Annotated in this window: 24 protein-coding genes; 21 read left to right on the top strand and 3 right to left on the bottom strand. The window is 39.0% G+C overall.

The genetic code is table 11. The annotated features are described in order from the left end of the window. From DC53_RS03325 to fliD, 3 genes are all read left to right on the top strand, one after another. A partial coding sequence (locus DC53_RS03325; protein ID WP_033031496.1) for a flagellin occupies positions 1–1,076 on the top strand: 1,076 nt, incomplete at its 5' end. Between the two features lie 144 nt (positions 1,077–1,220). Further along, complete coding sequence (locus DC53_RS03330) at positions 1,221–1,643, top strand: flagellar protein FlaG (RefSeq protein WP_007379096.1); 423 nt, start codon at positions 1,221–1,223, stop codon at positions 1,641–1,643. Positions 1,644–1,691: 48 nt separating this feature from the next. After that, positions 1,692–3,134: a flagellar filament capping protein FliD gene (gene fliD, locus DC53_RS03335; RefSeq protein ID WP_007379097.1), complete on the top strand. Its 1,443-nt coding sequence runs from the start codon at positions 1,692–1,694 to the stop codon at positions 3,132–3,134. Between the two features lie 390 nt (positions 3,135–3,524). On the opposite strand, the gene DC53_RS03340 is transcribed toward fliD, so the two are convergent. Together DC53_RS03340 and fliS are read right to left on the bottom strand one after the other, a co-directional pair. Continuing rightward, entirely contained in the window at positions 3,525–3,839 is a 315-nt protein-coding gene (locus DC53_RS03340) for a hypothetical protein (RefSeq protein WP_033031494.1), read from the bottom strand. Between the two features lie 8 nt (positions 3,840–3,847). Continuing rightward, positions 3,848–4,249, bottom strand: a complete 402-nt coding sequence (gene fliS / locus DC53_RS03345) for a flagellar export chaperone FliS (RefSeq protein WP_007377968.1) — start codon at positions 4,247–4,249, stop codon at positions 3,848–3,850. A gap of 354 nt (positions 4,250–4,603) precedes the next feature. On the opposite strand from fliS, the gene DC53_RS03350 reads away from it, so the two are divergent. Beyond that, positions 4,604–6,040: a sigma-54 dependent transcriptional regulator gene (locus tag DC53_RS03350; RefSeq protein ID WP_007377967.1), complete on the top strand. Its 1,437-nt coding sequence runs from the start codon at positions 4,604–4,606 to the stop codon at positions 6,038–6,040. 242 nt (positions 6,041–6,282) lie between these two features. On the opposite strand, the gene DC53_RS03355 is transcribed toward DC53_RS03350, so the two are convergent. After that, positions 6,283–6,879, bottom strand: a complete 597-nt coding sequence (locus DC53_RS03355) for a DNA-3-methyladenine glycosylase I (protein WP_007377965.1) — start codon at positions 6,877–6,879, stop codon at positions 6,283–6,285. Between the two features lie 130 nt (positions 6,880–7,009). Here DC53_RS03355 and DC53_RS03360 point away from each other — a divergent pair, with 130 nt between their 5' ends. The 17 genes from DC53_RS03360 to flhB all read left to right on the top strand — a co-directional run bounded on the left by DC53_RS03360 (position 7,010) and on the right by flhB (position 22,896). Next, positions 7,010–8,122 carry a sensor histidine kinase gene (locus DC53_RS03360; RefSeq protein ID WP_007377964.1) on the top strand — a complete coding sequence of 371 codons (1,113 nt, stop codon included), beginning with the start codon at positions 7,010–7,012 and terminating at the stop codon, positions 8,120–8,122. Beyond that, complete coding sequence (locus DC53_RS03365; protein WP_033031492.1) at positions 8,119–9,558, top strand: sigma-54-dependent transcriptional regulator; 1,440 nt, start codon at positions 8,119–8,121, stop codon at positions 9,556–9,558. The genes DC53_RS03360 and DC53_RS03365 overlap by 4 nt, the downstream gene beginning before the upstream one ends. Positions 9,559–9,704: 146 nt before the next feature. Then, positions 9,705–10,037, top strand: coding sequence for a flagellar hook-basal body complex protein FliE (gene fliE, locus DC53_RS03370; RefSeq protein WP_007377962.1), 333 nt, complete (start codon positions 9,705–9,707; stop codon positions 10,035–10,037). A 20-nt stretch (positions 10,038–10,057) separates the two neighbouring features. Then, positions 10,058–11,773: a flagellar basal-body MS-ring/collar protein FliF gene (fliF, locus tag DC53_RS03375; protein ID WP_033031490.1), complete on the top strand. Its 1,716-nt coding sequence runs from the start codon at positions 10,058–10,060 to the stop codon at positions 11,771–11,773. After that, complete coding sequence (gene fliG, locus DC53_RS03380; RefSeq protein WP_007377960.1) at positions 11,766–12,806, top strand: flagellar motor switch protein FliG; 1,041 nt, start codon at positions 11,766–11,768, stop codon at positions 12,804–12,806. Before fliF ends, fliG begins: the two co-directional genes overlap by 8 nt. 3 nt (positions 12,807–12,809) lie before the next feature. Further along, positions 12,810–13,616, top strand: coding sequence for a flagellar assembly protein FliH (gene fliH / locus DC53_RS03385; protein WP_033031488.1), 807 nt, complete (start codon positions 12,810–12,812; stop codon positions 13,614–13,616). 18 nt (positions 13,617–13,634) lie between these two features. Next, a complete protein-coding gene (gene fliI / locus DC53_RS03390) occupies positions 13,635–14,969 on the top strand; it encodes a flagellar protein export ATPase FliI (RefSeq protein ID WP_033031486.1) in 1,335 nt (444 codons plus the stop codon). After that, positions 14,969–15,415 carry a flagellar export protein FliJ gene (gene fliJ, locus DC53_RS03395; RefSeq protein WP_033031484.1) on the top strand — a complete coding sequence of 149 codons (447 nt, stop codon included), beginning with the start codon at positions 14,969–14,971 and terminating at the stop codon, positions 15,413–15,415. The genes fliI and fliJ overlap by 1 nt, the downstream gene beginning before the upstream one ends. 93 nt (positions 15,416–15,508) lie before the next feature. After that, positions 15,509–17,434: a flagellar hook-length control protein FliK gene (locus tag DC53_RS03400; RefSeq protein ID WP_050484163.1), complete on the top strand. Its 1,926-nt coding sequence runs from the start codon at positions 15,509–15,511 to the stop codon at positions 17,432–17,434. A gap of 57 nt (positions 17,435–17,491) precedes the next feature. Continuing rightward, positions 17,492–18,022, top strand: coding sequence for a flagellar basal body-associated protein FliL (fliL, locus tag DC53_RS03405; protein WP_033031477.1), 531 nt, complete (start codon positions 17,492–17,494; stop codon positions 18,020–18,022). Positions 18,023–18,031: 9 nt separating this feature from the next. Beyond that, positions 18,032–19,120 carry a flagellar motor switch protein FliM gene (gene fliM / locus DC53_RS03410; protein ID WP_007377954.1) on the top strand — a complete coding sequence of 363 codons (1,089 nt, stop codon included), beginning with the start codon at positions 18,032–18,034 and terminating at the stop codon, positions 19,118–19,120. A gap of 20 nt (positions 19,121–19,140) precedes the next feature. Beyond that, positions 19,141–19,539 carry a flagellar motor switch protein FliN gene (gene fliN / locus DC53_RS03415; RefSeq protein ID WP_008136723.1) on the top strand — a complete coding sequence of 133 codons (399 nt, stop codon included), beginning with the start codon at positions 19,141–19,143 and terminating at the stop codon, positions 19,537–19,539. After that, positions 19,536–19,919, top strand: coding sequence for a flagellar biosynthetic protein FliO (fliO, locus tag DC53_RS03420; RefSeq protein ID WP_033031475.1), 384 nt, complete (start codon positions 19,536–19,538; stop codon positions 19,917–19,919). The genes fliN and fliO overlap by 4 nt, the downstream gene beginning before the upstream one ends. Positions 19,920–19,923: 4 nt before the next feature. Next, on the top strand, positions 19,924–20,664 hold the full coding sequence (fliP, locus tag DC53_RS03425) for a flagellar type III secretion system pore protein FliP (protein WP_008136725.1): 741 nt from the start codon (positions 19,924–19,926) through the stop codon (positions 20,662–20,664). 40 nt (positions 20,665–20,704) lie between these two features. After that, positions 20,705–20,974: a flagellar biosynthetic protein FliQ gene (locus DC53_RS03430; protein WP_007377950.1), complete on the top strand. Its 270-nt coding sequence runs from the start codon at positions 20,705–20,707 to the stop codon at positions 20,972–20,974. Between the two features lie 2 nt (positions 20,975–20,976). Further along, the gene (fliR, locus tag DC53_RS03435) at positions 20,977–21,756 is read left to right on the top strand and encodes a flagellar biosynthetic protein FliR (RefSeq protein ID WP_033023775.1); all 780 of its coding nucleotides are present in this window, start codon (positions 20,977–20,979) and stop codon (positions 21,754–21,756) included. Positions 21,757–21,765: 9 nt separating this feature from the next. Further along, positions 21,766–22,896, top strand: a complete 1,131-nt coding sequence (flhB, locus tag DC53_RS03440; protein ID WP_033031473.1) for a flagellar biosynthesis protein FlhB — start codon at positions 21,766–21,768, stop codon at positions 22,894–22,896. The last annotated feature ends 9 nt before the right edge of the window (positions 22,897–22,905 follow it).

Raw genomic sequence — 22,905 nt, 5'->3', positions numbered from 1 at the left:
TATTGAACGGCAGCTTCGGTTCAAAATCATTCCAAATTGGTTCAAATGCAAACGAAACAATTAACGTATCACTGTCTAGTGTAGCGGCAGAAAAAATTGGTTCTAACCAAGTTAATCTACAATCAGCAGCAGCAGATGGTTTTGGTCAAGCTGCAGCTGCTACAGCAACACTAGCAACAAGTGCTGTTGCAGGCGGTACATATGATATCTCTGGACGTAATGACGCTCAAGTTACTATTGCTGCAGGCGCTAGCGCAGAAGATGCAGCTGCTGCAATTAACAGTGTAACGAGCTCTACAGGTGTTACAGCTCAAGCAAGAACTGAAGCTGGCTTATCTCTTTCTGCGCTAGCTGCTGCAGATGAATCTGTAAGTTTTGAACTTAATGGTGAGAAGTTATCATTTGTTGCTACAGGTTCTAAATCAGGTGATGAGCAAGCATTAGCAGAAGCTATCAACAGTGCAACAGACGAGCATGGTGTAACTGCAACGATCGAAAATGGTGCTCTTTCTGTATCGAACAATAATGGTGCAGATATTACATTTGCAGATTTAACAGACAGTGCCGGTACACCTACAGTTGAACTTGATGTTACTCCAGAAGGTTATGATGGGGCTGCTGGTACAGCGGTAACATTAAATACAGCCGCTGGTGCAACGAGAGTATCAGGTGCTGTTCAGTTGAATTCTTCAGAGACATTTAGTGCTCAAGCAAGTGATGCGTCTTTAGCCGCCGGTACAACTGATGTAACAAGTAAGCTAAATGATGTTGCTGATGTTGATATTACAAGCCAGAAAGGCTCGCAAGATGCGTTAGCAATTATTGATAACGCGATTGCAAACATCGACTCACAACGAGCGAGCTTAGGTGCGGTGCAAAATCGTTTTGACCACACAATAAGTAACTTAGCGAATATATCAGAGAACGTGTCTGCATCACGTAGCCGAATTCAAGATACTGACTTCGCAACAGAAACAGCAGAGATGACGAAAAACCAAATATTGCAACAAGCAGGTACATCAATCTTGTCGCAAGCGAATCAGTTACCGCAAACAGCGCTTAGCCTACTAGGTTAATAAGCTAATAGTAGCGGCTAGGTTGTTGGCTAACTAATACAAAAAGTCAGTATTAGTAATTAAAAAGGAGATGGCTTTAGCTATCTCCTTTTGTAGTTTAAAGCTACAATTAGTACCAATCATATGCGTAATGCAGGAGGTGATATGAACACCATAACTTCAAGCTCGGAAACGATGTTGCCAGTTTCAACTACAGCGAGTGATGTAAAGCAAGCAGGTAACACTGCTAGTAATTTAACTGAACGTGCTATTGATGATGTAAAGCAAGTAGATACACAGACCCAGCAGCAATTGCAGCAGAAAATGTATGAAAAAGAGGCTGAAGATAAACAACAGCCTTTAGAACGTGAGCAACTAGAAGAAATGGCGCAACAATTGCAGGACTTTATGGGAGAAATGAATCGCAGTCTGCAATTTAAAGTAGATGAAGATTCAGGACGTGATGTAATTAAAGTGCTCGACAAAAACAGTGGAGAAGTAATTAAGCAATATCCTTCGGAGGAAGTATTAAGCTTAGTGTCTAAGCTGTCTGAATCGGCAGGTATTTTGATTGATCAAACGGTTTAGTATCAATATTAAATTAGTTTGTTTTTTAAGTATTTAAAGAGGTGAAGTATGTCTATTTCGTTTAATGGCTTAGGCTCTGGTTTAGCTGTATCAGATATTGTTGATGCATTAGTAAATTCAGAACAAGCACCAGCTGAAGCCCGTTTAAATACTAAAGAAGCTAGTTTAACAACTGATATTTCAGCCGTTGGGGCGTTAAAGTCAGCGCTTGAAAAAGTGCAAACCTCAATGGAAGCCCTTGGTGATAGTGACAAATATCAGCAACGTAGTACATCAGGCACTGATGATTTTATATCAATAAGTGCAGATGAAGACGCACAACCAGGCAGTTATAACGTAAAAGTGGATGCATTAGCGCAGGCTCATAAGTTATCATCAAGCGCATTTACTTCAGATGAGGCAATAGGGGCAGGTGTAATTACGATAGGCTCTGGTGATAATAGTTTCTCCACTGTTTTATCGGCTACCAATACTTTAGAAGACTTACGAGACCAAATTAATAACGGGCCTTTTACTGGCAATGATAGTAATGACTCAGTTGTTGCAACGATAGTAACAAGTGATTTAGGTCAGCACCTAGTGCTCACAAGTAAAGAGACCGGTGAAGAAAACGCGATTAAAATCACTGTACAAGACAGTGATGGTAATAATACAGATACAGGTGGATTATCTCGATTAGCCTATGATGTAACAGATGCAGACCCCCTAAATCATACAACTAACTTAACTGAAGTAAACGCTGCGCAGAATGCACAAATCACCATTGATGGCACGTTGGTTGTATCTAGCAGTACTAACGAGTTTAGTAATGTGATTGATGGTGTCGATATTACCGCTAAAAAACTGCATGATGCCGCGGATAGTGGTGACATAAGTGACATATCGGTCACTGAAAATAATAATAATATTAAAAGTGGTTTAAGCGGTTTTATTGCAAGCTACAATGAGTTGCTAGAACTTAGTAACACTTTAGGTGCATCTGGCGAAGATGGCGTAGGTGTAATGGCGGGAGATTCCTTATTACGTGGAGTCATGTCTAAACTAAGAGATACAATAACAAATTCAGTTAATGTAGAAGGTAATTCGCTGTCACTTTCACAACTAGGTGTAACAACAGACCGATATGGTGTGCTTAGTTTAGATAGTGATACCTTAAGTGACCAAATTAATGCAGATGTAGGTTCTGTGCAGCAGTTTTTTGTTGGCAGTAACGATGATGATGGTGGTTTTGCACAGTCGTTTGATGAGTTAATGAGTTTCTATACAGATTCTGACGGAATTATTCAAAACAGAATCGATAGTAAAACAAATCAACTAGATGATTTAGATGATCAGCGAGAGAGTTTAACAAGTAAAATGGAATCGTTATCGTCTCGACTATATGCTCAATATAACGCAATGGATTTATTAGTTGCAAGCCTTAATAACACCAGTAGTTATGTTCAAGCTCAATTAGAAAATATGCCAGGTGTAGTTAGACAATCAAATTAATCCTTTAGTAAAAGCTTTACTAAACGTGATCAATAAAAAACCGCTAAGTTTAAACTTAGCGGTTTTTTATTGTGTAATATTTATCTGAGATAATACTTATACTAATCTGCTTATATGGGGTCTATTTAACCTAAACTCTGGACAATAAATCTATCTCGGGCAGCTATTTTCAGCGCTAATACCAATCTGCAATAAAACTCGATAAATTTGAGGGCTTAAACTTGGCGCTAACTGTGTTAAAAATTTCTGATATAGAACAACTAAATAACGAAATTTTTGCCCAGTTATCGACAAGGTTTTCTTTCCTCAAAATAGCTCACTTAATTAAGCTGATTGGTATAAATTACGTGTAATATATAGAGTATTGAATAAAGTTATTTAATTTACTTACTAAGTCGCTTTATAAGCCTTAATAGCCCTTCCTGACTTTTTATACTTAATAATTGCTTTAGATGATTCACTTTTAGCTATGTTAGCTTTAGCTAAAATGGAATTAATTGTAATTTGAATTGACTGTAATTGCTCTGCATTAGGGCTGTTATTACTTTCACACCATTTTTTTAAATCTGTATTTAAGGTTTTTAAAATGGGTTGAGCTTCATCGGCATTATTATCGTTCACTAACGATTCAATTTCCTTAAGCAGTATTTTTATATGTTCTGCTTGATTTGTTGTTAGCTGCTCTGAAGCATTACTCGCATTCATAATATAAGCTAAACCGCAGAAACACGTTGATCAACAGGAATATTATCCCAGCCTTCTTTTATTTCTTTTACAATGTTAGACACCTCTAATACCGCGTCAACATCATTATTTAAATTGGCTTTGGTTAATGTGCGTTGGCAATAATCGTAAAGTGCCAATAAGTTGTTAGAAATACTAGGGTCTTGTTCTACTTCTAAATTAAGTGCATCTTGCAGCGCGCCGAATAACAAAACGCAGGCTGATATATTCTCGCCCTTTTTTTCAATCTCTTTTCGCTCAATAAATCCTTTTGTAGCTGCTAAACGACCAATAATATTACTGAAAATAAGATTTATTTGTTCGTACGGGGTCATTTCGGCAATATTACTTACACGAACTTGACTGTATTTTTTTACTGAAACATGAGCCATGGGGAAATCCTAGATTTAAACGATAAAAATTATGTAAAAATAAAAGCAATAATAATGCCAAGCATTTTTTACTTATCTATTTATCGGCATGTTCGCTTTCAACTTAAGCTAATATTAGATTATATTTACTAAGAAAGTCAGCTTTGCTAAGGAATTAAATAATTTTAAAAAAATAATTTTGACACAACTTTAATAATTGGTACTTAATGATTAACTCTTAAGTATTGTTATTTTAACTAGCTGTCTGTTTTTTGGCGTTTATGTCAAAAAAATGCCGCTATCGCTTGCATCCATGGCGAACTGGCTTACAATTTAGGTAATTAAATAAATGAGTGAAAGTACGGCTCGCTAAATATGATCTTGATTTTAGATAATAATAACAATCGCGCAATAGGTTTAAATGCATCGCTTACTTTTATTGGTGAAGCAGTACAATTGTTAAATGAAACAAATTTTGAACAAGAGTGTGAAAAGTACCAACAAAAAGAATGCATGATCATTTTAGGTGCATTGCAGTTTCTTGATCACGAAGGTTTAATTAAGCGCTACCCAACCTTACCTTTTTTATTAATAGGCGAAACCCTTAAACCATTACTAAGCATTGCTAATGTGGTTGGCCTCATTTGCGAACCGTTTAGTCATGAAGTAACAACACAGTTGCTTCACGATTGTCAGCAATATCAGCGAATGTTACCAAATGGACATAAACATACCAAACCCCTTAAAACCTTTGACGGGCTAGTGGGTGAAACAGATGCAGTAAAAGATGTACGCTTTTTAATTGAGCAAGTGGCAAAAACGGACGCTAATGTTTTAATTTTAGGTGAGTCAGGAACCGGTAAAGAAGTCGTTGCTCGTAATGTACACCTGCTTTCTAAGCGTAACAATGGGCCATTTGTGCCTGTTAACTGTGGTGCTATTCCGGCGGAGTTATTAGAAAGTGAGTTATTTGGCCATGAAAAAGGGGCATTTACAGGAGCAATATCCGCTCGTAAAGGACGCTTTGAACTTGCACAAGGTGGTACGCTGTTTTTAGATGAAATAGGTGATATGCCGTTGCAAATGCAGGTTAAGTTGCTGCGCGTATTACAAGAACGCAGTTACGAGCGAGTTGGCGGTACAAAGGCGATTCAAGCTGATGTACGTGTTATTGCTGCAACGCACCGAAATTTAGAAAATATGATTGAGGAAGGTAGTTTTCGTGAAGATTTGTACTATCGATTAAATGTATTTCCTATTGAAAACCCGTCATTAAGTGAGCGCGCAGATGATATTCCACTGCTTTTAAAAGAACTGATGCGCCGTGTTAACGATCAAACAGGTTCTACCGCTAAGTTTACTGAGCGCGCAGTGGAGAGCTTAAAAGAGCATGCTTGGCCTGGTAACATTCGTGAGCTAGCTAATTTAGTGGAACGAATGGTTATTATGTTTCCTGAAAAGGTAGTCGATATTCCCGATTTACCCAATAAATACCGCTATATTGAGGTAGAAGCATATGAGCCTGAGTACCCAGAAGAGTTAATGGAAAAAGACGCGTTTAACGATATATTTAGCACAGGATTCAGTGATTACGAAAACGAACCTGAAGCAGAGTTTAACCAAGTTGGAAGTGGGTTGTTGCCCGATGATGGTATTGAACTTAAAGATTACTTAGCCGAGCTTGAAATTAGCTTAATAACGCAAGCGTTAGAGCGCTTTGATTACGTTGTGGCTCGCGCAGCAGAAATATTAGGTGTACGCAGAACCACGCTAGTTGAAAAAATGAAAAAGTATAACCTTTCAAGAGATTAGTTTTTGAACGCCTGCAAGCAGCGCGTCTACAAAACAACCTCAAAAACTTTGGTGGTAGACGTCTAGCTTGCTCACGTGAAAAGCGAAGCTTTTAATTATTTAAACACCCATCCAAAAAACTACGTTTTTGAACGCCTGTAAGCAGCGCGTCTACAAAGCAACCTCAAATCAAAACTTTGGCGTAGACGCTGAGCTTGCTCGCGTGAAAAGCGAAGCTTTTAATTACCTACCTATTTACCTGCTTACTCACCACTAAAAGCCTTAATAATTTCTTCTTTTCTAAAACAGTCATTACTGTGATCGTTAACCATACCGCAGGCTTGCATGTGTGCATAGACTGTTGTTGGGCCTAAAAACTTAAATCCTCGCTTTTTTAAGTCTTTAGCAAATGCAGTTGATTGTTCAGTTATAGCAGGGTAGTCCTCAATATTATTCACGTGACTAACAAGCGGCTTATTACTCACAAATTGCCATTGATAATTGCTAAAGCTACCAAACTCTTTTTGAATATCGATAAAACATTTTGCGTTATTAACAGTTGCTGCAATTTTTAAACGGTTACGAACAATCTCTTTATTTAACATTAGACGCTCAATGTCATCTGATGTAAATTCAGCTACTTTTTTTACATCAAAATTAGCAAATGCCTTTTTATAACCTTGGCGTTTTTTTAATATGGTGTACCAACTCAAACCCGCCTGTGCTGATTCAAGAGTTATAAATTCGAATAGTTTTTGGTCATCATAAAGTGGCACCCCCCATTCTTCATCATGGTAAGTAACGTAGTCAGGTTTAGTCGTGTCTAGCCATGGACAACGGCATTCTATTTGCTCACTCATTATTATTCCTTAGCGTGCGTCATTTTTATGTCGCTTGTTTTTCTTATGTAACTTAATGATAAATATATAAATAAACTTTGGTACAAATTGTGCATTTAACTCTGTATCTACATTAGTTTGAGATTTGATTATGGCCCTTGCAAGCGTGCTAAAACCACAGTTTATTTCTGCAAATAAGTATAACCCATGTTTACTTCAAGAGGAGTACATTGGTGAGCTAAGTGATCTTCGTAAGCAGGCAAGTTGGCTTTCGCACTTGGTTGATACAATGCCCACTGGTGTTGTTGTACTTGATGGTAAAGGCATGGTTGCTAAAGCGAACCAAATTGCGATTGATATGCTTGGTGAACCACTTGAAGGTGAAAAGTGGTTTTATGTTATTCAGCGGTCTTTCAAACCACATCAAGATGATGGACACGAAGTATCATTAAAAGACGGGCGTTTAATTAAGCTCGATATCACCGCTTTGGCTCCAGAGCCGGGACAACTTATTTTAATGACGGACTTAACTGAGACGCGACGTTTACAAAAACGTGTTGCACATATGCAGCGATTAAGTGCGCTGGGTAAAATGGTGGCGTCTCTTGCGCATCAAGTACGCACGCCTCTATCTGCAGCAATGCTTTATGCTGCTAACTTAGGCTCAAAGCGCTTGCCAGAAGCATCTCGCGATAATTTCCAAACTAAATTGATGTCACGATTAAAAGATTTAGAAACGCAGGTTAATGACATGCTGTTATTTGCTAAAAGCGGTGAGCAGCAAGTCGTTGAACAAGTCTCTATGCAGCAATTATTAACAGAAGTGAAAACCGGTGCTGATGCCATGGTCGCACTTAATGAAAGCGAGCTGGATGTAAGTCTTCCTGAACCAGATATTGTAATAGTGGGGAATAAGACAGCGCTAGCCAGTGCTGTTCAAAACCTTATTCACAATAGCATTCAAGTGATTGGTTCTGGGGCTAAAGTGCATTTGAGTGCCGCGACTGATTTACAAGATCACGACTTTGTGCGTATTAGTGTAAGCGATAATGGTCCCGGTATTGATTTAAGTCAGGCTGATAAAATGTTTGAACCCTTTTTTACTACAAAAAGCCAAGGCACTGGTCTAGGGCTTGCTGTTGTAAGTTCGGTGGTTAATGCGCATCAAGGACGTGTTGACGTTAGTAACAATGCTCATGGTGGAGCTTGTTTTAGTTTACTGTTGCCAATACGCGCGACATCTAAATTAGAGGAATCATTATGAGTAATATTATTTTAGTCGTAGAAGATGATGCGGGGCTCCGTGAAGCTTTAATTGATACGCTGGAGATGTCAGGTATTGAATGCGTTTCAGCTAATAGCGCAGAGCAAGCGATGTTATTGCTTAAAAAAGAGCAATTTTCATTAGTCGTAAGTGATGTGCAAATGGGAACCATGAGCGGTTTGGACTTACTGCGAAGTATTAAATTAAATTATCCCGATTTACCTGTATTGATGATGACGGCCTATGCCACGATTGATGATGCTGTTGAAGCTATGCGTTTAGGTGCTATTGATTATATGGCTAAACCATTTGCACCTGAAGTGCTGCTAAATATGGTGAGTCGCTATTTGCCTGAAAAAGCGAGAGAGACAGATGGCCCTATTGTTGCCGACCCAAGTAGCATTCAATTACTCGAACTTGCAAGTAAAGTTGCACGCTCTGATGCGAGTGTAATGGTGCTCGGGCCTAGTGGTTCAGGTAAAGAAGTGCTCGCGCGTTATATTCACGATAAATCGAGTCGATGCAATGAACCCTTTGTTGCTATAAATTGTGCTGCGATCCCTGAAAATATGCTTGAGGCCACTTTATTTGGTTACGAAAAAGGGGCGTTTACAGGTGCTATTCAAGCATGCCCTGGTAAATTTGAACAAGCGCAAGGCGGAACAATTTTACTAGATGAAATCACTGAAATGGATTTAGGATTACAGGCAAAGCTACTACGAGTGCTACAAGAGCGGGAAGTAGAGCGTTTAGGTGCTCGTAAGACAATCCAACTAGATGTTCGTGTGTTAGCAACGAGTAATCGTGACTTAAAAGAAGCGGTCGCTAAGAACCAATTTAGAGAGGATTTATATTACCGACTTAATGTTTTTCCATTAATGTGGCGACCTCTTTGCCAGCGCCCTGGTGATATAATTATACTCGCAAAGCATTTAATAGAACGCCATATAAATAAAAGTAAAGAGCCTATGGCCTACTTAGATAAAGCAGCAGAGCAAAAACTACTTGCTCATGCATGGCCTGGTAATGTTCGTGAACTGGATAACGTAATTCAGCGAGCACTGATACTACGAAGTGGTAATACAATAAATGAACATGCTATTTTTATCGAAAACTTAGTAGCAAGCGATTTTGTAATTACACCAACTGAAGTGTTGGAAACAGTAACGTCAAACGAAGCTATAAATAGCTTAAGCACGGCATATTACGATGAAAAAATGCCTATGGTTGGTGAGGCAAAGCAAGATTTACTTGCGGTTGACACGGGGAGCTATAAAGATGAACTTAAAGACAAAGAGCATAGTATTATTTTAGAAACATTAGCCCGCTGTCAAGGTAAGCGCAAAGATGTAGCAGAAACATTAGGTATTAGCCCTCGAACATTACGTTATAAGCTAGCGCAAATGCGCGATTTAGGTATTTCACTTCCTGCATAATCCCTCTAAACCCCAAATTTAATTTGGGGTTGTCAAAACTCTGACTCACAATTTAACTGTAATCAATTGTTTTTATTGTATTTTTAATTGGCATGGTTTGTGCTTCATTCTCTTTATAAGCTTAACTGCATTGTCAGAGAAAAATTATGAAAATTCAAAATAGCGCTGTCTTTCAAGAAATGCAATCAATGGCCCTTGAAGCTGGCCGTAATAATCAAATTAATAAATTGCCAACTCAAGTGCAGTCTACTTCTACTGCACAATTTGGCGATATGCTAAGTAATGCGCTAAATACAGTGCATGAGTTACAACAAGATACAGGCCAAAAAGTAAAAGCAGTTGAAATGGGTGACCGAAGTGTATCGCTTGCTGAGGCGATGATTGCTTCTCAGAAATCTTCGGTTGCATTTGAAGCTACAGTACAGGTTCGTAATAAACTTGTAGAAGCCTACAAAGAAATCATGAACATGCCTGTTTAACTAGGTAGTGGAGAATTATCGTGGCGCAATCTAACCAATCTACAGACCTTGCACTTGCTAGTGGTGATATCGACCAAAGTGATAGTGATGATCAACAAGAACAGAAATCAGGCTATTTAAGTGCTTTAAATGGTACAGATGTATTACGCCAAGTGACACTGGTTATAGCTCTGGCTATTTGTTTGGCTATTGCCATTTTTATCATTATTTGGGCACGTCAGCCAGATATGCGCCCATTGGGTAAAATGCAAACAGAAGAGTTAATTCAAACCCTCGATTTTTTAGATGCACAAAAGATAGAATATCAACTTGATGGTAATGTCGTATCGGTTGATGAAAGTGAATATCAAAATATAAAATTATTAATGACTCGCGAAGGGTTAGACCAAGGACCTACTTCGGGATCAGATATTATCATGCAAGATATGGGGTTTGGGGTTAGTCAGCGTCTTGAACGTGAGCGCCTCAAACATGGTAGAGAGCAGCAATTAGCACGTACTATAGAAGAGCTTAATAATATTACTCGTGCGAAAGTATTGCTTGCGATACCAAAAGAGAACGTATTTGCGCGCAGAGAGAAAAAGCCATCTGCCACCGTTGTGTTAACACTTAAACGTGGGCGCTCTCTTAATGGTGAAGAGATAGACTCTGTTGTTGATATGATTGCTTCAGCAGTACAAGGCTTAGAGCCAGCTAGGGTGACTGTTACAGATCAAAATGGTCGCTTATTAAATTCAGGTTCGCAAAGCTCATTAGCAGCACGTTCTCGTAAAGAGTACGACTTAGAACGTAAACGAGAACAAGAATATTTAGAAAAAATAGACAGCATTCTAATACCTGTCGTAGGGCTTGCAAATTACACAGCCCAAGTTGATTTAAGTATGGACTTTAGTGCGATAGAAGAAACACAAAAACGCTACAATCCAGATTTACCAGCAGTGAGAAGTGAAACCACATTTGAAGAAAATAACATAGGCGGTTTAGCCGTTGGTATTCCAGGTGCGCTTACGAATCAGCCTCCACTAAACTCGAATATTCCAGAAGTAGCAGGACAAGGTGGTGCAGGAGCAGGTACTTCGCCAACTCGTAATCACAAAGAATCTACGCGAAACTATGAGCTTGATACTACTATTTCGCATAAACGCCAGCAAACGGGGGTAATACGCAGAATAAGTGTATCGGTTGCTGTTGATTATATTCCAAAAGTGGGTGAAAACGGCGAAACGACCATGACACCACGATCAGTGGAGGCATTGTCAAATATTCGTCGTTTATTACAAGGCGGTGTAGGGTTTGATATGCAGCGTGGCGATGCACTTGAAGTGGTAACAGTGCCATTTGTGCGTGAAACGACAGGTTTAGACCTTGAAGTTCCAATGTGGGAGCAAGATTGGTTTGTGAAGTATGTGCGTCTGGGTCTAGGTGCCTTAGTAATTATTGTTCTTATTATGGCCGTTGTTAAACCAATGCTTAAACGTCTAATTTACCCAGATAACACCTTGGAAGAGTATGATGAAGATGCATTGAGTTCAGGGGTTGATATTGGTGACAGTACACTTGATATGCTAAATAAAGACTTTGATTCTGCTTCAATTGGCTTCTCTAGCGATGGTACACTACAGTTACCAGACCTACATGGTGACGAGGACTTATTAAAAGCAATTCGTGCCCTTGTAGCTAACGAACCAGAACTATCATCACAAGTAGTGAAAGCGTGGTTAACAGAAGATGACTGATCAAGAACAAAAACAACTGCCAACAGCATTTGATGTTGATAAGCTCGATGGTGTAGATAAAGCGGCTATATTACTTTTGAGTTTATCAGAAGAAGATGCGGCGCAAATACTCAAGCATTTAGAACCTAAACAGGTACAAAAAGTGGGTATGGCAATGGCGGGCTTAGATGACTTGTCTCAAGCTAAAATAAGTGCCGTGCATAATTTGTTTATTGAACAAATTCAGAGTTTTAGTACGATAGGCTTCCAATCAGAAGATTTTATCAAAAAAGCACTTACAGCTGCATTGGGTGAAGATAAAGCAGCCAGCCTTATTGACCAAATTGTTATGGGATCAGGCGCTAAGGGACTTGATTCTCTTAAGTGGATGGACTCTAAGCAGGTAGCGAATATTATTCGTAATGAGCATCCGCAAATTCAAACTATTGTTTTATCTTATTTAGAGCCAGAGCAGTCTGCTGAAATATTGGCACAGTTTCCTGAAAAAGTACGTTTAGATTTAACTATGCGTATTGCTAATCTTGAAGAAGTGCAACCTGCGGCATTGCAAGAGCTCAATGAGATTATGGAAAAACAATTTGCAGGTCAAGCGGGTGCGCAAGCAGCTAAAATGGGCGGTTTAAAAGCTGCAGCTGATATTATGAACTACCTTGATACAAATGTAGAAGGGCAGTTAATGGACTCTATTCGTGAGCACGATGAAGAGATGTCACAGCAAATTCAAGACTTAATGTTCGTATTTGAAAACTTAATGGATGTTGAAGACCGTGGCATTCAAGCAATTTTGCGTGAAGTACAACAAGATGTACTTATGAAAGCGATTAAAGGCACAGACGATGCTCTTAAAGAGAAAATATTAGGTAACATGTCTAAACGTGCAGCAGAAATGCTTGCTGATGATTTAGAGGCAATGGCACCTGTAAGAATTAGTGAAGTTGAAGCTGCGCAAAAAGAAATTTTATCAACTGCACGTCGTTTATCTGATTCTGGCGAGATTCAGCTAGGTGGTGGTGGTGGTGAGGAGTTCCTGTAAAGCATGAGTAAGTTAAAAGGTCGTCCACTCAATGCAGAAGAAGCAGATGAATTATTAAGAAACTGGTCAGTGCCCAATATGGCTCCGGACGAAAGAAGTTTTGGAGATCGTTCAACTGCTTTTGGCACACCACTTTCGGATTTATACAAAAAAGAAATGGCCGACGAGGTACCTGTAGAGGAACCTCAGGAACCTGAATTACCTTCTATTACTATGGCTGAACTTGAGCGAATTCGACAAGATGCTTATGAAGAAGGTCTTAAACAAGGGCATGAGCAAGGTTATATTGATGGTTTTGATAAAGGCGTTACAGAGGGAAAAGAGGCCGGTTATAAAGAGGGGCTTGAACTAGGTAAAACTCAAGGTCATGAAGACGTAAAACCATTAATTGAAGAGCAACTCACGGGTTTGCGTAGCATATTAGATAATTTAACTACTCCTTTGAATAAAGTGGATGAACAAGTTGAAAAACAATTAGTCCAATTGACAGTAATGCTTGCTGAAGCAATAATTTATCAAGAAGTAAAAACCTCTCCTGATGTTATTTTACATACACTTAAACTAAGTATAGATTCGCTTAATGCTGAGCAAGAAAAGGTACGTATACATTTACACCCAGAAGATTTAGAACTCATAAAAAACAGCTATGGAGAACAAACCATCGCAGATAATAATTGGCAACTAATCGCTGAACCTACACTTGAACGTGGCGGTTGCGAGGTTAAAACGGCCCAATCCTCACTCGATATGACCTTGAAAACTCGCGTCAAAGAAACATTGGATAGTTTTTTGCATAATAGTGGTATCTAACTACTTTATTGGCATGTCATGTCTGAACAATGTGCATCTTTAAGCGAACGCTTATCTCAATATAAACAGCATATTAATACACCAGCCCTCGCGGTAGCGGGTATTTTAACACGTGTCGTAGGCCTCACACTTGAAGCAAAAGGTCTACGTGCGCCTGTTGGAAGCCAATGCAAAATAGAAACTATGAATGGTTTTGTTGATGCTGAAATAGTAGGTTTTAATGAGCAAACTCTTTACCTAATGCCTAATGATCATATTTCAGGAGTATTACCTGGTGCTCGAGTGATCCCTCAGGTCAATAACTTAGGTTTACCCGTTGGAATGAGTTTGTTAGGCCGCGTTGTTGATGGATTAGGTCGCCCACTTGATGGTCTTGGTAAAATAAATGCGGAGCATTATTTAAAATTTGCACAAAATACTATAAACCCACTTTCTCGACGTCCGATAAGCCAGCCTATGGATGTGGGAGTGCGTGCTATAAATTCGGTCATTACTGTAGGTCAAGGCCAGCGCATGGGCTTGTTTGCAGGTTCTGGTGTCGGTAAGTCGGTGCTTTTAGGTATGATGACACGCGGCAGTGAGGCGGATGTTATTGTTGTTGGACTAGTAGGTGAACGTGGCCGAGAAGTAAAAGAATTTATTGAAGAGATTCTTGGTGTAGAAGGGAGAAAACGTTCAGTTGTTGTTGCTGCACCGGCTGATTCATCTCCTCTTATGCGTTTAAAAGGCTGTGAAAGTGCTGTAACAATTGCTGAGTATTTTCGTGATCAAGGTTTAAATGTATTGTTGCTACTAGATTCAGTTACTCGATATGCAATGGCACAACGTGAAATTGCACTTGCTGTTGGCGAGCCTCCAGCTACAAAAGGTTATCCGCCATCAGTGTTTGCTAAATTACCGGCGCTGGTGGAACGCGCCGGTAACGGCGGGGAAGGGCAGGGATCAATTACTGCTTTTTTCACAGTATTAAGTGAAGGTGATGATATGCAGGACCCCATTGCTGATGCTGCACGGGCTATTTTAGATGGTCATATTGTACTTTCCCGTGATTTAGCTGACAGTGGTCATTATCCGGCAATTGATATTGAAAAGTCGATTTCACGAGTGATGCCTCAAGTTGTCTCACAAAAGCATATGCAACAAGCTCGTGTGCTTAAGCAGGTATATTCTATGTATCAGCAAAATAAAGATATGGTCACTTTAGGCGCTTATCAAAAAGGCACTGACCAAATGCTTGATCAAGCTATTAATATGATGCCCAGAGTTAATACTTTTTTACAGCAAGGTATGCGTGATGTGATTAGTTACGATGATGGCTTACAAGGCTTAGCACAACTATTAGGACAAGCATAATGGCTAAGAATAAGCTGCATTTGTTGCTCAAACTTGAAAATGAAAAAGAAGAAAACTTGCGCATGAGTTACCTACAAGCAAATCAGAATTTGCAGGCCAATCAACAAAAATTACAAGGTCTGAATGATTTTCGAATGGAATACATGCAACAGTTACATGTAAAAGGCCAGTCAGGTTTATCAAGTGCAGGATTTAGTCAATATCATGCTTTTATAGCAAAAATAGAAGAAGCAATTCGCCAACAGGCGAGTACAGTTAATACGGCTAAGCAAGTAGTCAGTCAACGAAAAGCAATTTGGTTAAAGCAACAAATTAAAGCTAAAGCTGTTGCTAAGTTAATTGAAAACCAAAAATTAAAAGCAGATGTGCTTATTGCGAAAAGTGAGCAAAAAATGTTAGATGAGTTTTCATCCAACCAATTTTTTCAGCGTCGTAAAGTTTTATAAATTAGGCACGTAAATTGCTTTATTTAGGCAGTCTTTAATTTTTGGCAATATGCGGTGGCGTGTTGCCGCAATAGTGTTAGGTGGTTTATGGTGATGAATGATATTTCTAGTTTGGTTGCGTCTGAGCAAGATTCTTATTTAGCCTCTAAAGACAATCGTTTAGCTAAAGATAAAGAAAGTAATGACACCGAGTTTCTAAATCAGTTACACAGTGCGCATAATTCAATTGAAGCGGCAAGTAAACGTAGCTCTTCAGGTGATGCGAAAGATTCGATTCGTGCCGCTGAGCCTAAACAGGCCAAAACCGATATTGTAGAAAATGAGCAAGAAAACCAAGATAATACTAATTTATCTGGAGATAGTATGCTGGCTCAAATCAACTCTGCACAAGCTATTGATATATCAGTTAAAAAACACTCTGAACAGAGTTCTGATACTATTGATACTGATTTAGATAAAACTAAAAGTAAATCCGCTGATAATATAATTTCAAGTGCATCACAAAACATCGGGCAAAAGGCCGCTGAACAAAAAAGCACTGAATCGCAAGCTACTGACAAAGGTACTAGCGATGCTCCAGCATTAAATAAAAGTAATATAAATAAAGGTTTTGCCGCAGAGAAGCTTGATGAGCAATTAAATCCAGTCGTTGATAAAAATGAACACGATAAAGAGGGGCCTATTATAGATAAACCAGGCGTCGCCAAACGTGTTGCTGCTGATGAATCACAAATTAAACCTGCCTTGGTAGACAACAAGCAAACGCCAAAAGGTGAGATCACGAATACTCAACGTGTAAGTAATGTGGATTCTCAAAGCAGTAACAGTGCTGCAGTTGAAACGTTGTTAAGTAAAGATGATAGTGCAATAAAGTTAGATAAAATATTGTCAAGTTTGACTCCTGAGCAGCGTGAACAATTAATTACTCAATCTCAAACCGTAAATAAATCAACTAACAATGATAATATTACGGCTTTAAAACAAATGCTTAATGCGTTTGTGACTGAAAATAATAAACCACAAGCTTTAGTACCTAAACAATCTTTTAATGCAGAAATTAGCGCGTTAACGACGACTGAAAAACAAGCGTTATTGTCTCAGTTAACAACTTATATTAAAACCGAACAGCCACAAGGTGCTCAGTTAACTTATCTCAAAGAAGCGGTAAGTGTGCTTGAAACATCAATCAATTTTGAACAACCAAATAATAAAATAACTACTTTTGTTGCAGGTGAAACTCCAAATACTGTTTACAATCCGCAGAAGCAGAGTGTGAAATCGACAATAAATGAAAATAGTATTCCGCCAGACCAATTAGCTGAGGCGGACGATGATTTGATAAAACAACTAGACATGATTCAAAAAGATGGCTCTAAAATCAATAATGCAGAACAGCTAACCCCGCGTTCTATGAAGCTATTTACACAAATCACAGGCGCACTTGATACCTTGCAAAGGGGCGGATTAAGTAATTACGATACTTTAGGCTATGAACAAGCAATACTAGATACGCAAGTGTTGCAATCTCAACAATTACAAAGCACTGCGCAAGGTAAGCAAATGAGTATTGATCCGGGTGTTATGCAGGCGGTTAATATTATTAAAAGTGATGCCGCTAAGCTCTTGCAAGAGCGCGTCAGTTCAATGCTAAGTATTAACAATAAAGAAGCTGAAATACGCTTAGATCCACCTGAAATGGGCAGTATGCAAATACGTATTAGAAGTGATGCTGAGCAAGCCCAAATTAATTTTGTAGTACAAAATCAGCAAGCAAAAGAGGCGTTAGAACAATCATTACCTCGTTTGCGTGAAATGCTCGCACAACAAGGTATTGAATTAGGCGATAGCAGTATTTCATATGGCGATTCTAAGAACGAAAGCACAGAACAAAATGACGATGATTCAAAAAGCGGTTTGGTTAATAAAAATACCATTAACGAAGAAAATGCCGATTCAGGAGAGGCTCAACTACAAAGTTCTCGACAACAAACTTCATCAGCAATAGATTACTATGCCTAAGTACTGCTATTATAATAACTAAAACAAGTAAGTACCTTTGCAAATAAAGGAAATACAATGGCTGAAGACACTAATTTAGAAATTGAAGAAACAGGTAAAAGTAAAAAGAAGCTGATAATTATTATTGTTGCCGTTGTACTTGTTGTTGGTGCCGCCGCAGGTTATTTTTTAATGTCAGGTTCTGATGAGGTCCCAGCAGAAACGTTAGATGAAGAAACAGCCATAGTGGCTGAGGCTCCTGTTGCTTCTGGCTCATCTGCTTCGATTGGCAGTGCACTGTATGTTGCTATGCCCAGACCTTTTGTATTTAATGTACCAGGTTCAAGTCGTGATAGGATTGTACAAATTAAAGTGCAGTTATTGGTACGTGGTGAAGTCAATGAAGAAACTGCAAAAAAACATATCCCACTTATAGAAGGCACGTTATTAAGTGTATTTTCTACAACTACAGCTGATGAATTAAGTACGAGTGCAGGCAAAGAAACATTGCGTTTTTCTGCGCTTGAAAAAGTACAAACAGCTTTAGCTGGCGTTGAAGGTAGTAAAGTAATTGAGCGGGTTCTGTTTACCGGCTTTGTGATGCAATAAGGGGTTAGCGTGAGCGATTTATTATCCCAAGACGAAATTGATGCGTTATTACACGGTGTTGATGATGTCGAAGAGGAAGAGCACGATAGTGAAGACGGCGGAGGTAGTACACTTCAGTACGACTTTTCTTCGCAGGATCGAATCGTGCGTGGTCGCATGCCGACACTTGAAATTGTTAACGAACGTTTTGCTAGGCATATGCGAATTAGCCTATTTAACATGATGCGCCGTACTGCTGAAGTATCGATAAATGGTGTGCAAATGATTAAATTTGGTGAATATATTCACACCCTTTTTGTACCTACCAGCTTAAATATGGTCCGCTTTCGACCGCTAAAAGGCACCGGACTAATCACCATGGAAGCACGACTTGTGTTTATTTTGGTTGATAACTTTTTTGGTGGCGATGGACGTTATCATGCAAAAATAGAAGGCCGCGAGTTCACACCAACAGAACGTCGTATAGTACAAATGCTACTTAAAATAATCTTTGAAGATTACAAAGAAGCATGGGCGCCTGTCATGGATGTATCTTTTGAATACCTCGACTCAGAGGTCAACCCTGCCATGGCTAATATTGTGAGCCCCACAGAGGTTGTAGTTATTAGCTCTTTTCATATTGAGCTTGATGGTGGTGGTGGTGATTTTCACATAGCATTACCTTACTCCATGCTTGAGCCAATCAGAGAGCTGTTAGATGCAGGTGTGCAGTCGGATACTGAAGATACTGATTTACGATGGAGTAAAGCGCTTCGCGATGAGATTATGGATGTAGAAGTTGGATTATCAACTCAATTACTTGAAGTTGATTTGTCTTTAAAGCAAATAATGGAACTCAAAGCAGGCGATATAATCCCTGTTGAAATGCCTGAGCACATTACAGTATTTGTCGAAGAGTTACCTACATTCAGAGCCAAAATGGGCCGTTCTCGTGATAGTGTTGCCTTACAGATTAGCGAAAAAATTAAACGACCTGATTCAGTTAAATCTGAGCTGCATGTATTTACCAAAGGCGGCAAGAAAATTGACTCAGATGCAGAATTAGCAGAATTAGAGGATGATTTACACCTTTCTGATGGTGTAGATTTAGACTGGTAATTGATTAAAAGGTTAAAAGTATGAGTGATGATCAAGATACTATGGACGAGTGGGCTGCTGCGCTTGCAGAAGCCGATGCCCCAGATGAAGGTGCTGAGGCGCATGTTGCGGAATTAGATGAGTTAAGTGATTCAAAGCACGAAATCAGCGGCGATGAAAAACGTAAACTCGATACGATTTTAGACATACCAGTTACCATTTCTATGGAAGTTGGCCGTTCTAAAATAAATATTCGTAATTTACTGCAGCTTAACCAAGGATCAGTCGTTGAGCTTGATCGTGTTGCGGGTGAGCCATTGGATGTTTTGGTTAATGGCACTTTGATTGCTCATGGAGAGGTTGTTGTAGTAAATGACAAGTTTGGTATTCGCTTAACTGATGTAATAAGCCAAATAGAGCGGATCAAAAAACTACGATGAGCTTATTAGTTGCTTTAACGAGTTCCGTTTTTTCAAAAGCAGGTGTGGCAACACCAACTGGAGATATACTCTCTATGGTGCTGTCACTCGTAATGGTGCTAGTACTTATCATCGTGCTGGCATTTTTTGTAAAGAAGCTTAATCCAAATCTAGCAAACAGCGATGAGTTTAAAGTAGTCAGAAGCCTACCTTTGGGTTCTCGTGAGCGTTTAATGGTTGTTGAAATAGACAATGCGCAGCATTTGCTTGGTGTAACGCCTCACAGTATTAATTACTTACACAAGTTAGAAACCCCATTAAGTGAAAAAGAACTTCCTGAATTAGCTAAACGATTTGGTAAACTTTTAAATCCGCAATCAAACCAAAATAAAAAGAATTAGACCTATGACAAAGTGGCTGCTTATTATTTTCGCCATGGTATTTGTACCAAGTGTCAGTGCTGAGGGTATTGATGCGCTAACCATTACAACAAACGCCGATGGCACACAAGATTACTCAGTAACGTTACAAGTTTTAGCGATTATGACGGCGCTGAGTTTTATACCAGCCGCTATAATCATGATGACCTCATTTACACGTATTATTGTTGTGCTTGCTATTTTACGCCAAGCAATTGGTTTGCAGCAAACACCGTCGAATCAAGTGTTACTAGGCATGTCGCTTTTTTTAAGTATTTTTATAATGTCTCCTATTTACCAGCAGGTAAATGAAAGAGCTATAGAACCTTACTTAAATGAACAAGTAACGTCAATACAAGCACTGGAGCTTGCAAAAGAACCAATGAAAACATTTATGCTGTCTCAGGTCCGGCTAAAGGATTTGGAAACGTTTGCTAAAATAGCTGGTTACGATCAATTAGATTCTCCAGAAGCAACGCCATTAATCGTATTGATACCCGCGTTTGTGACTAGCGAATTACAAACTGCATTTATAATTGGTTTTATGTTCTTTATTCCATTTTTAATTGTTGATTTAGTTGTTGCCTCGGTATTAATGGCGATGGGTATGATGATGCTATCGCCTATGATTGTGTCCTTACCATTTAAAATCATGTTATTCGTGCTTGTTGATGGTTGGAGTTTAGTGATGGGTACCTTAGCAAAAAGCTTTGGTTTAGGAACTTAGTATGCAAAGTATTAATGTAATTCAACAATAGGGGGACAACATGGAACCGGAAATTTTTGTTGATATTCTAAGTGATGCCTTGTTTTTGGTTATTAAGTTGGTGTCTGCAATTGTAGTACCTGGCTTAATTATTGGTTTAATTGTTGCTGTATTTCAGGCTGCAACATCAATCAATGAACAAACACTCAGTTTTTTACCTCGTTTATTAATCACTATAAGTGCGCTAATTGTGGGTGGCCATTGGCTTACTCAAGAGTTAATGGATTTTTTCACTCGTTTAGTATTGCTCATTCCTGAAATAGCAGGTTAAAAGTGGAGTATCCGTTTTCAGTCGTAATTCAATGGTTGAGTGATTTTTTGTTGCCCTTAGTTCGCATCAGCTCAATGATAATGATTATGGCTGGTTTGGGTGCTAAAAACGTCCCTACTCGGATAAAAATGGGGTTATCGGTTGTAGTAACTCTCGTTGTTATACCTGTATTACCCCCGGCCACCTTCACTAATTTGTTTTCGTTTGAAATGATTTTAGTTGTTATCCAGCAAATGTTGATTGGTATTGCGATTGGTTTTGCATCTATACTTTTATTAAACACCTTTGTGTTAGCTGGGCAAATATTAGCAATGCAAACAGGTTTAGGTTTTGCTTCAGTTATTGATCCCTCTAATGGTGCAAGTGTGCCTGCTGTTGGACAGTTTTTTCTGATTTTAGCGACACTTCTATTTTTTGTTTTTAATGGTCACTTAATGATGATTCAGATGGTGGTCCATAGTTTTCAAGTGTTACCGATTGATGGCACGTGGTGGTCTGTAGATCATTACTGGGACATAGTGACCTGGGGCGGCTGGATGTTTACTACAGCACTTGTACTCTCACTTGCACCGCTCACAGCTATGCTCGTTATTAATATGTCGTTTGGTATTATGACGCGTGCAGCGCCGCAATTAAATATTTTCTCTATTGGTTTTCCGTTTACCTTGGTAGCGGGACTTATTATTATTTGGGCGACATTAGGCAACTTTGTTACTCAGTTTGAGTTTCAATGGTTAAAAATGATTGAGCTAATGTGTACTTTAGTTGGTTGTTCACCTTAGGAGAAAGTCATGTCTGAAGACTCAGGGCAGGAAAAAACAGAAGAACCCACATCCAAAAAACTTGACGAATCTAAAAAGAAAGGTCAAATAGCGCGCTCAAAAGAGTTAGGTACCATGTTTGTGCTTATTTTTTCGGCTATATCTCTTTTGATGTATGGACCAGAAATTGGCAAAGGTTTATATAATGTGATGGGCCGTACACTTAGCTTAAACCGTAACGAAGCATTTGATACAACTAAAATGTTTGCCGTTTGGGGAGAAGTTGCTGACGCTTTAATGTTCCCGATGGCCATGTTTGTATTAATTATTGTTTTAGCCGCATTTATTGGTAATACATTGTTAGGTGGTTTTAATTTTAGCTGGGAAGCTGCCGCGCCTAAAGCAAGCAAAATGTCACCAATGAAGGGCTTTAAGCGAATGTTTGGCCCGCAAGCGGCTGTTGAGCTTATAAAGTCACTTTTAAAATTTGGTTTAGTTGCAAGTTTTGCAGTGTTTTTAATTGATACTTTTTTTGATGAAATACTGCACTTAAGCTTAGAAAGTGCACCGAGTAATATTATTCATGCCTTAGAGATTTTAGCGTGGATGTTTTTAGGGCTTTCATGCACTTTAATTATTATTGCAGCAATTGATGCGCCATTTCAAAGTTATAACCATAACAAGCAACTTAAAATGACAATGCAAGAGGTTAAAGATGAGTATAAAAACTCGGAAGGTGACCCACAAATAAAAGCACGTATTAGGCAAACACAAAGGCAAATGTCGCAAAAACGCATGATGCAAGATGTGCCTGATGCAGATGTTATTGTTACTAACCCAACTCATTACTCAGTCGCTTTAAAGTACGATACGGAGCGTGCAGGAGCGCCTATTGTACTAGCCAAAGGTATTGACGAGATGGCAATGCAAATTCGTAAAGTAGCAATTGGTAATGAAGTCCCCATTGTAGAGTCCCCCATGCTAACTAGAGCACTTTATCATACGGCTGAAGTTGGCGATCAAATACCTGATCAGTTATTTACGGCTGTTGCACAAGTGCTAGCGTATGTATTTCAGCTAAAACGTTTTAACAAGGGACGAGGAAAACGCCCTACAAAGCTTAGTAATAAACTCCCCATCCCTGACGCCTACAAGTATTAATATCGCAAA

Source organism: Pseudoalteromonas fuliginea (genome assembly GCF_000690055.1).
Lineage (GTDB): Bacteria > Pseudomonadota > Gammaproteobacteria > Enterobacterales > Alteromonadaceae > Pseudoalteromonas > Pseudoalteromonas fuliginea.
This window is presented reverse-complemented; position numbering and strand designations above follow the sequence as displayed.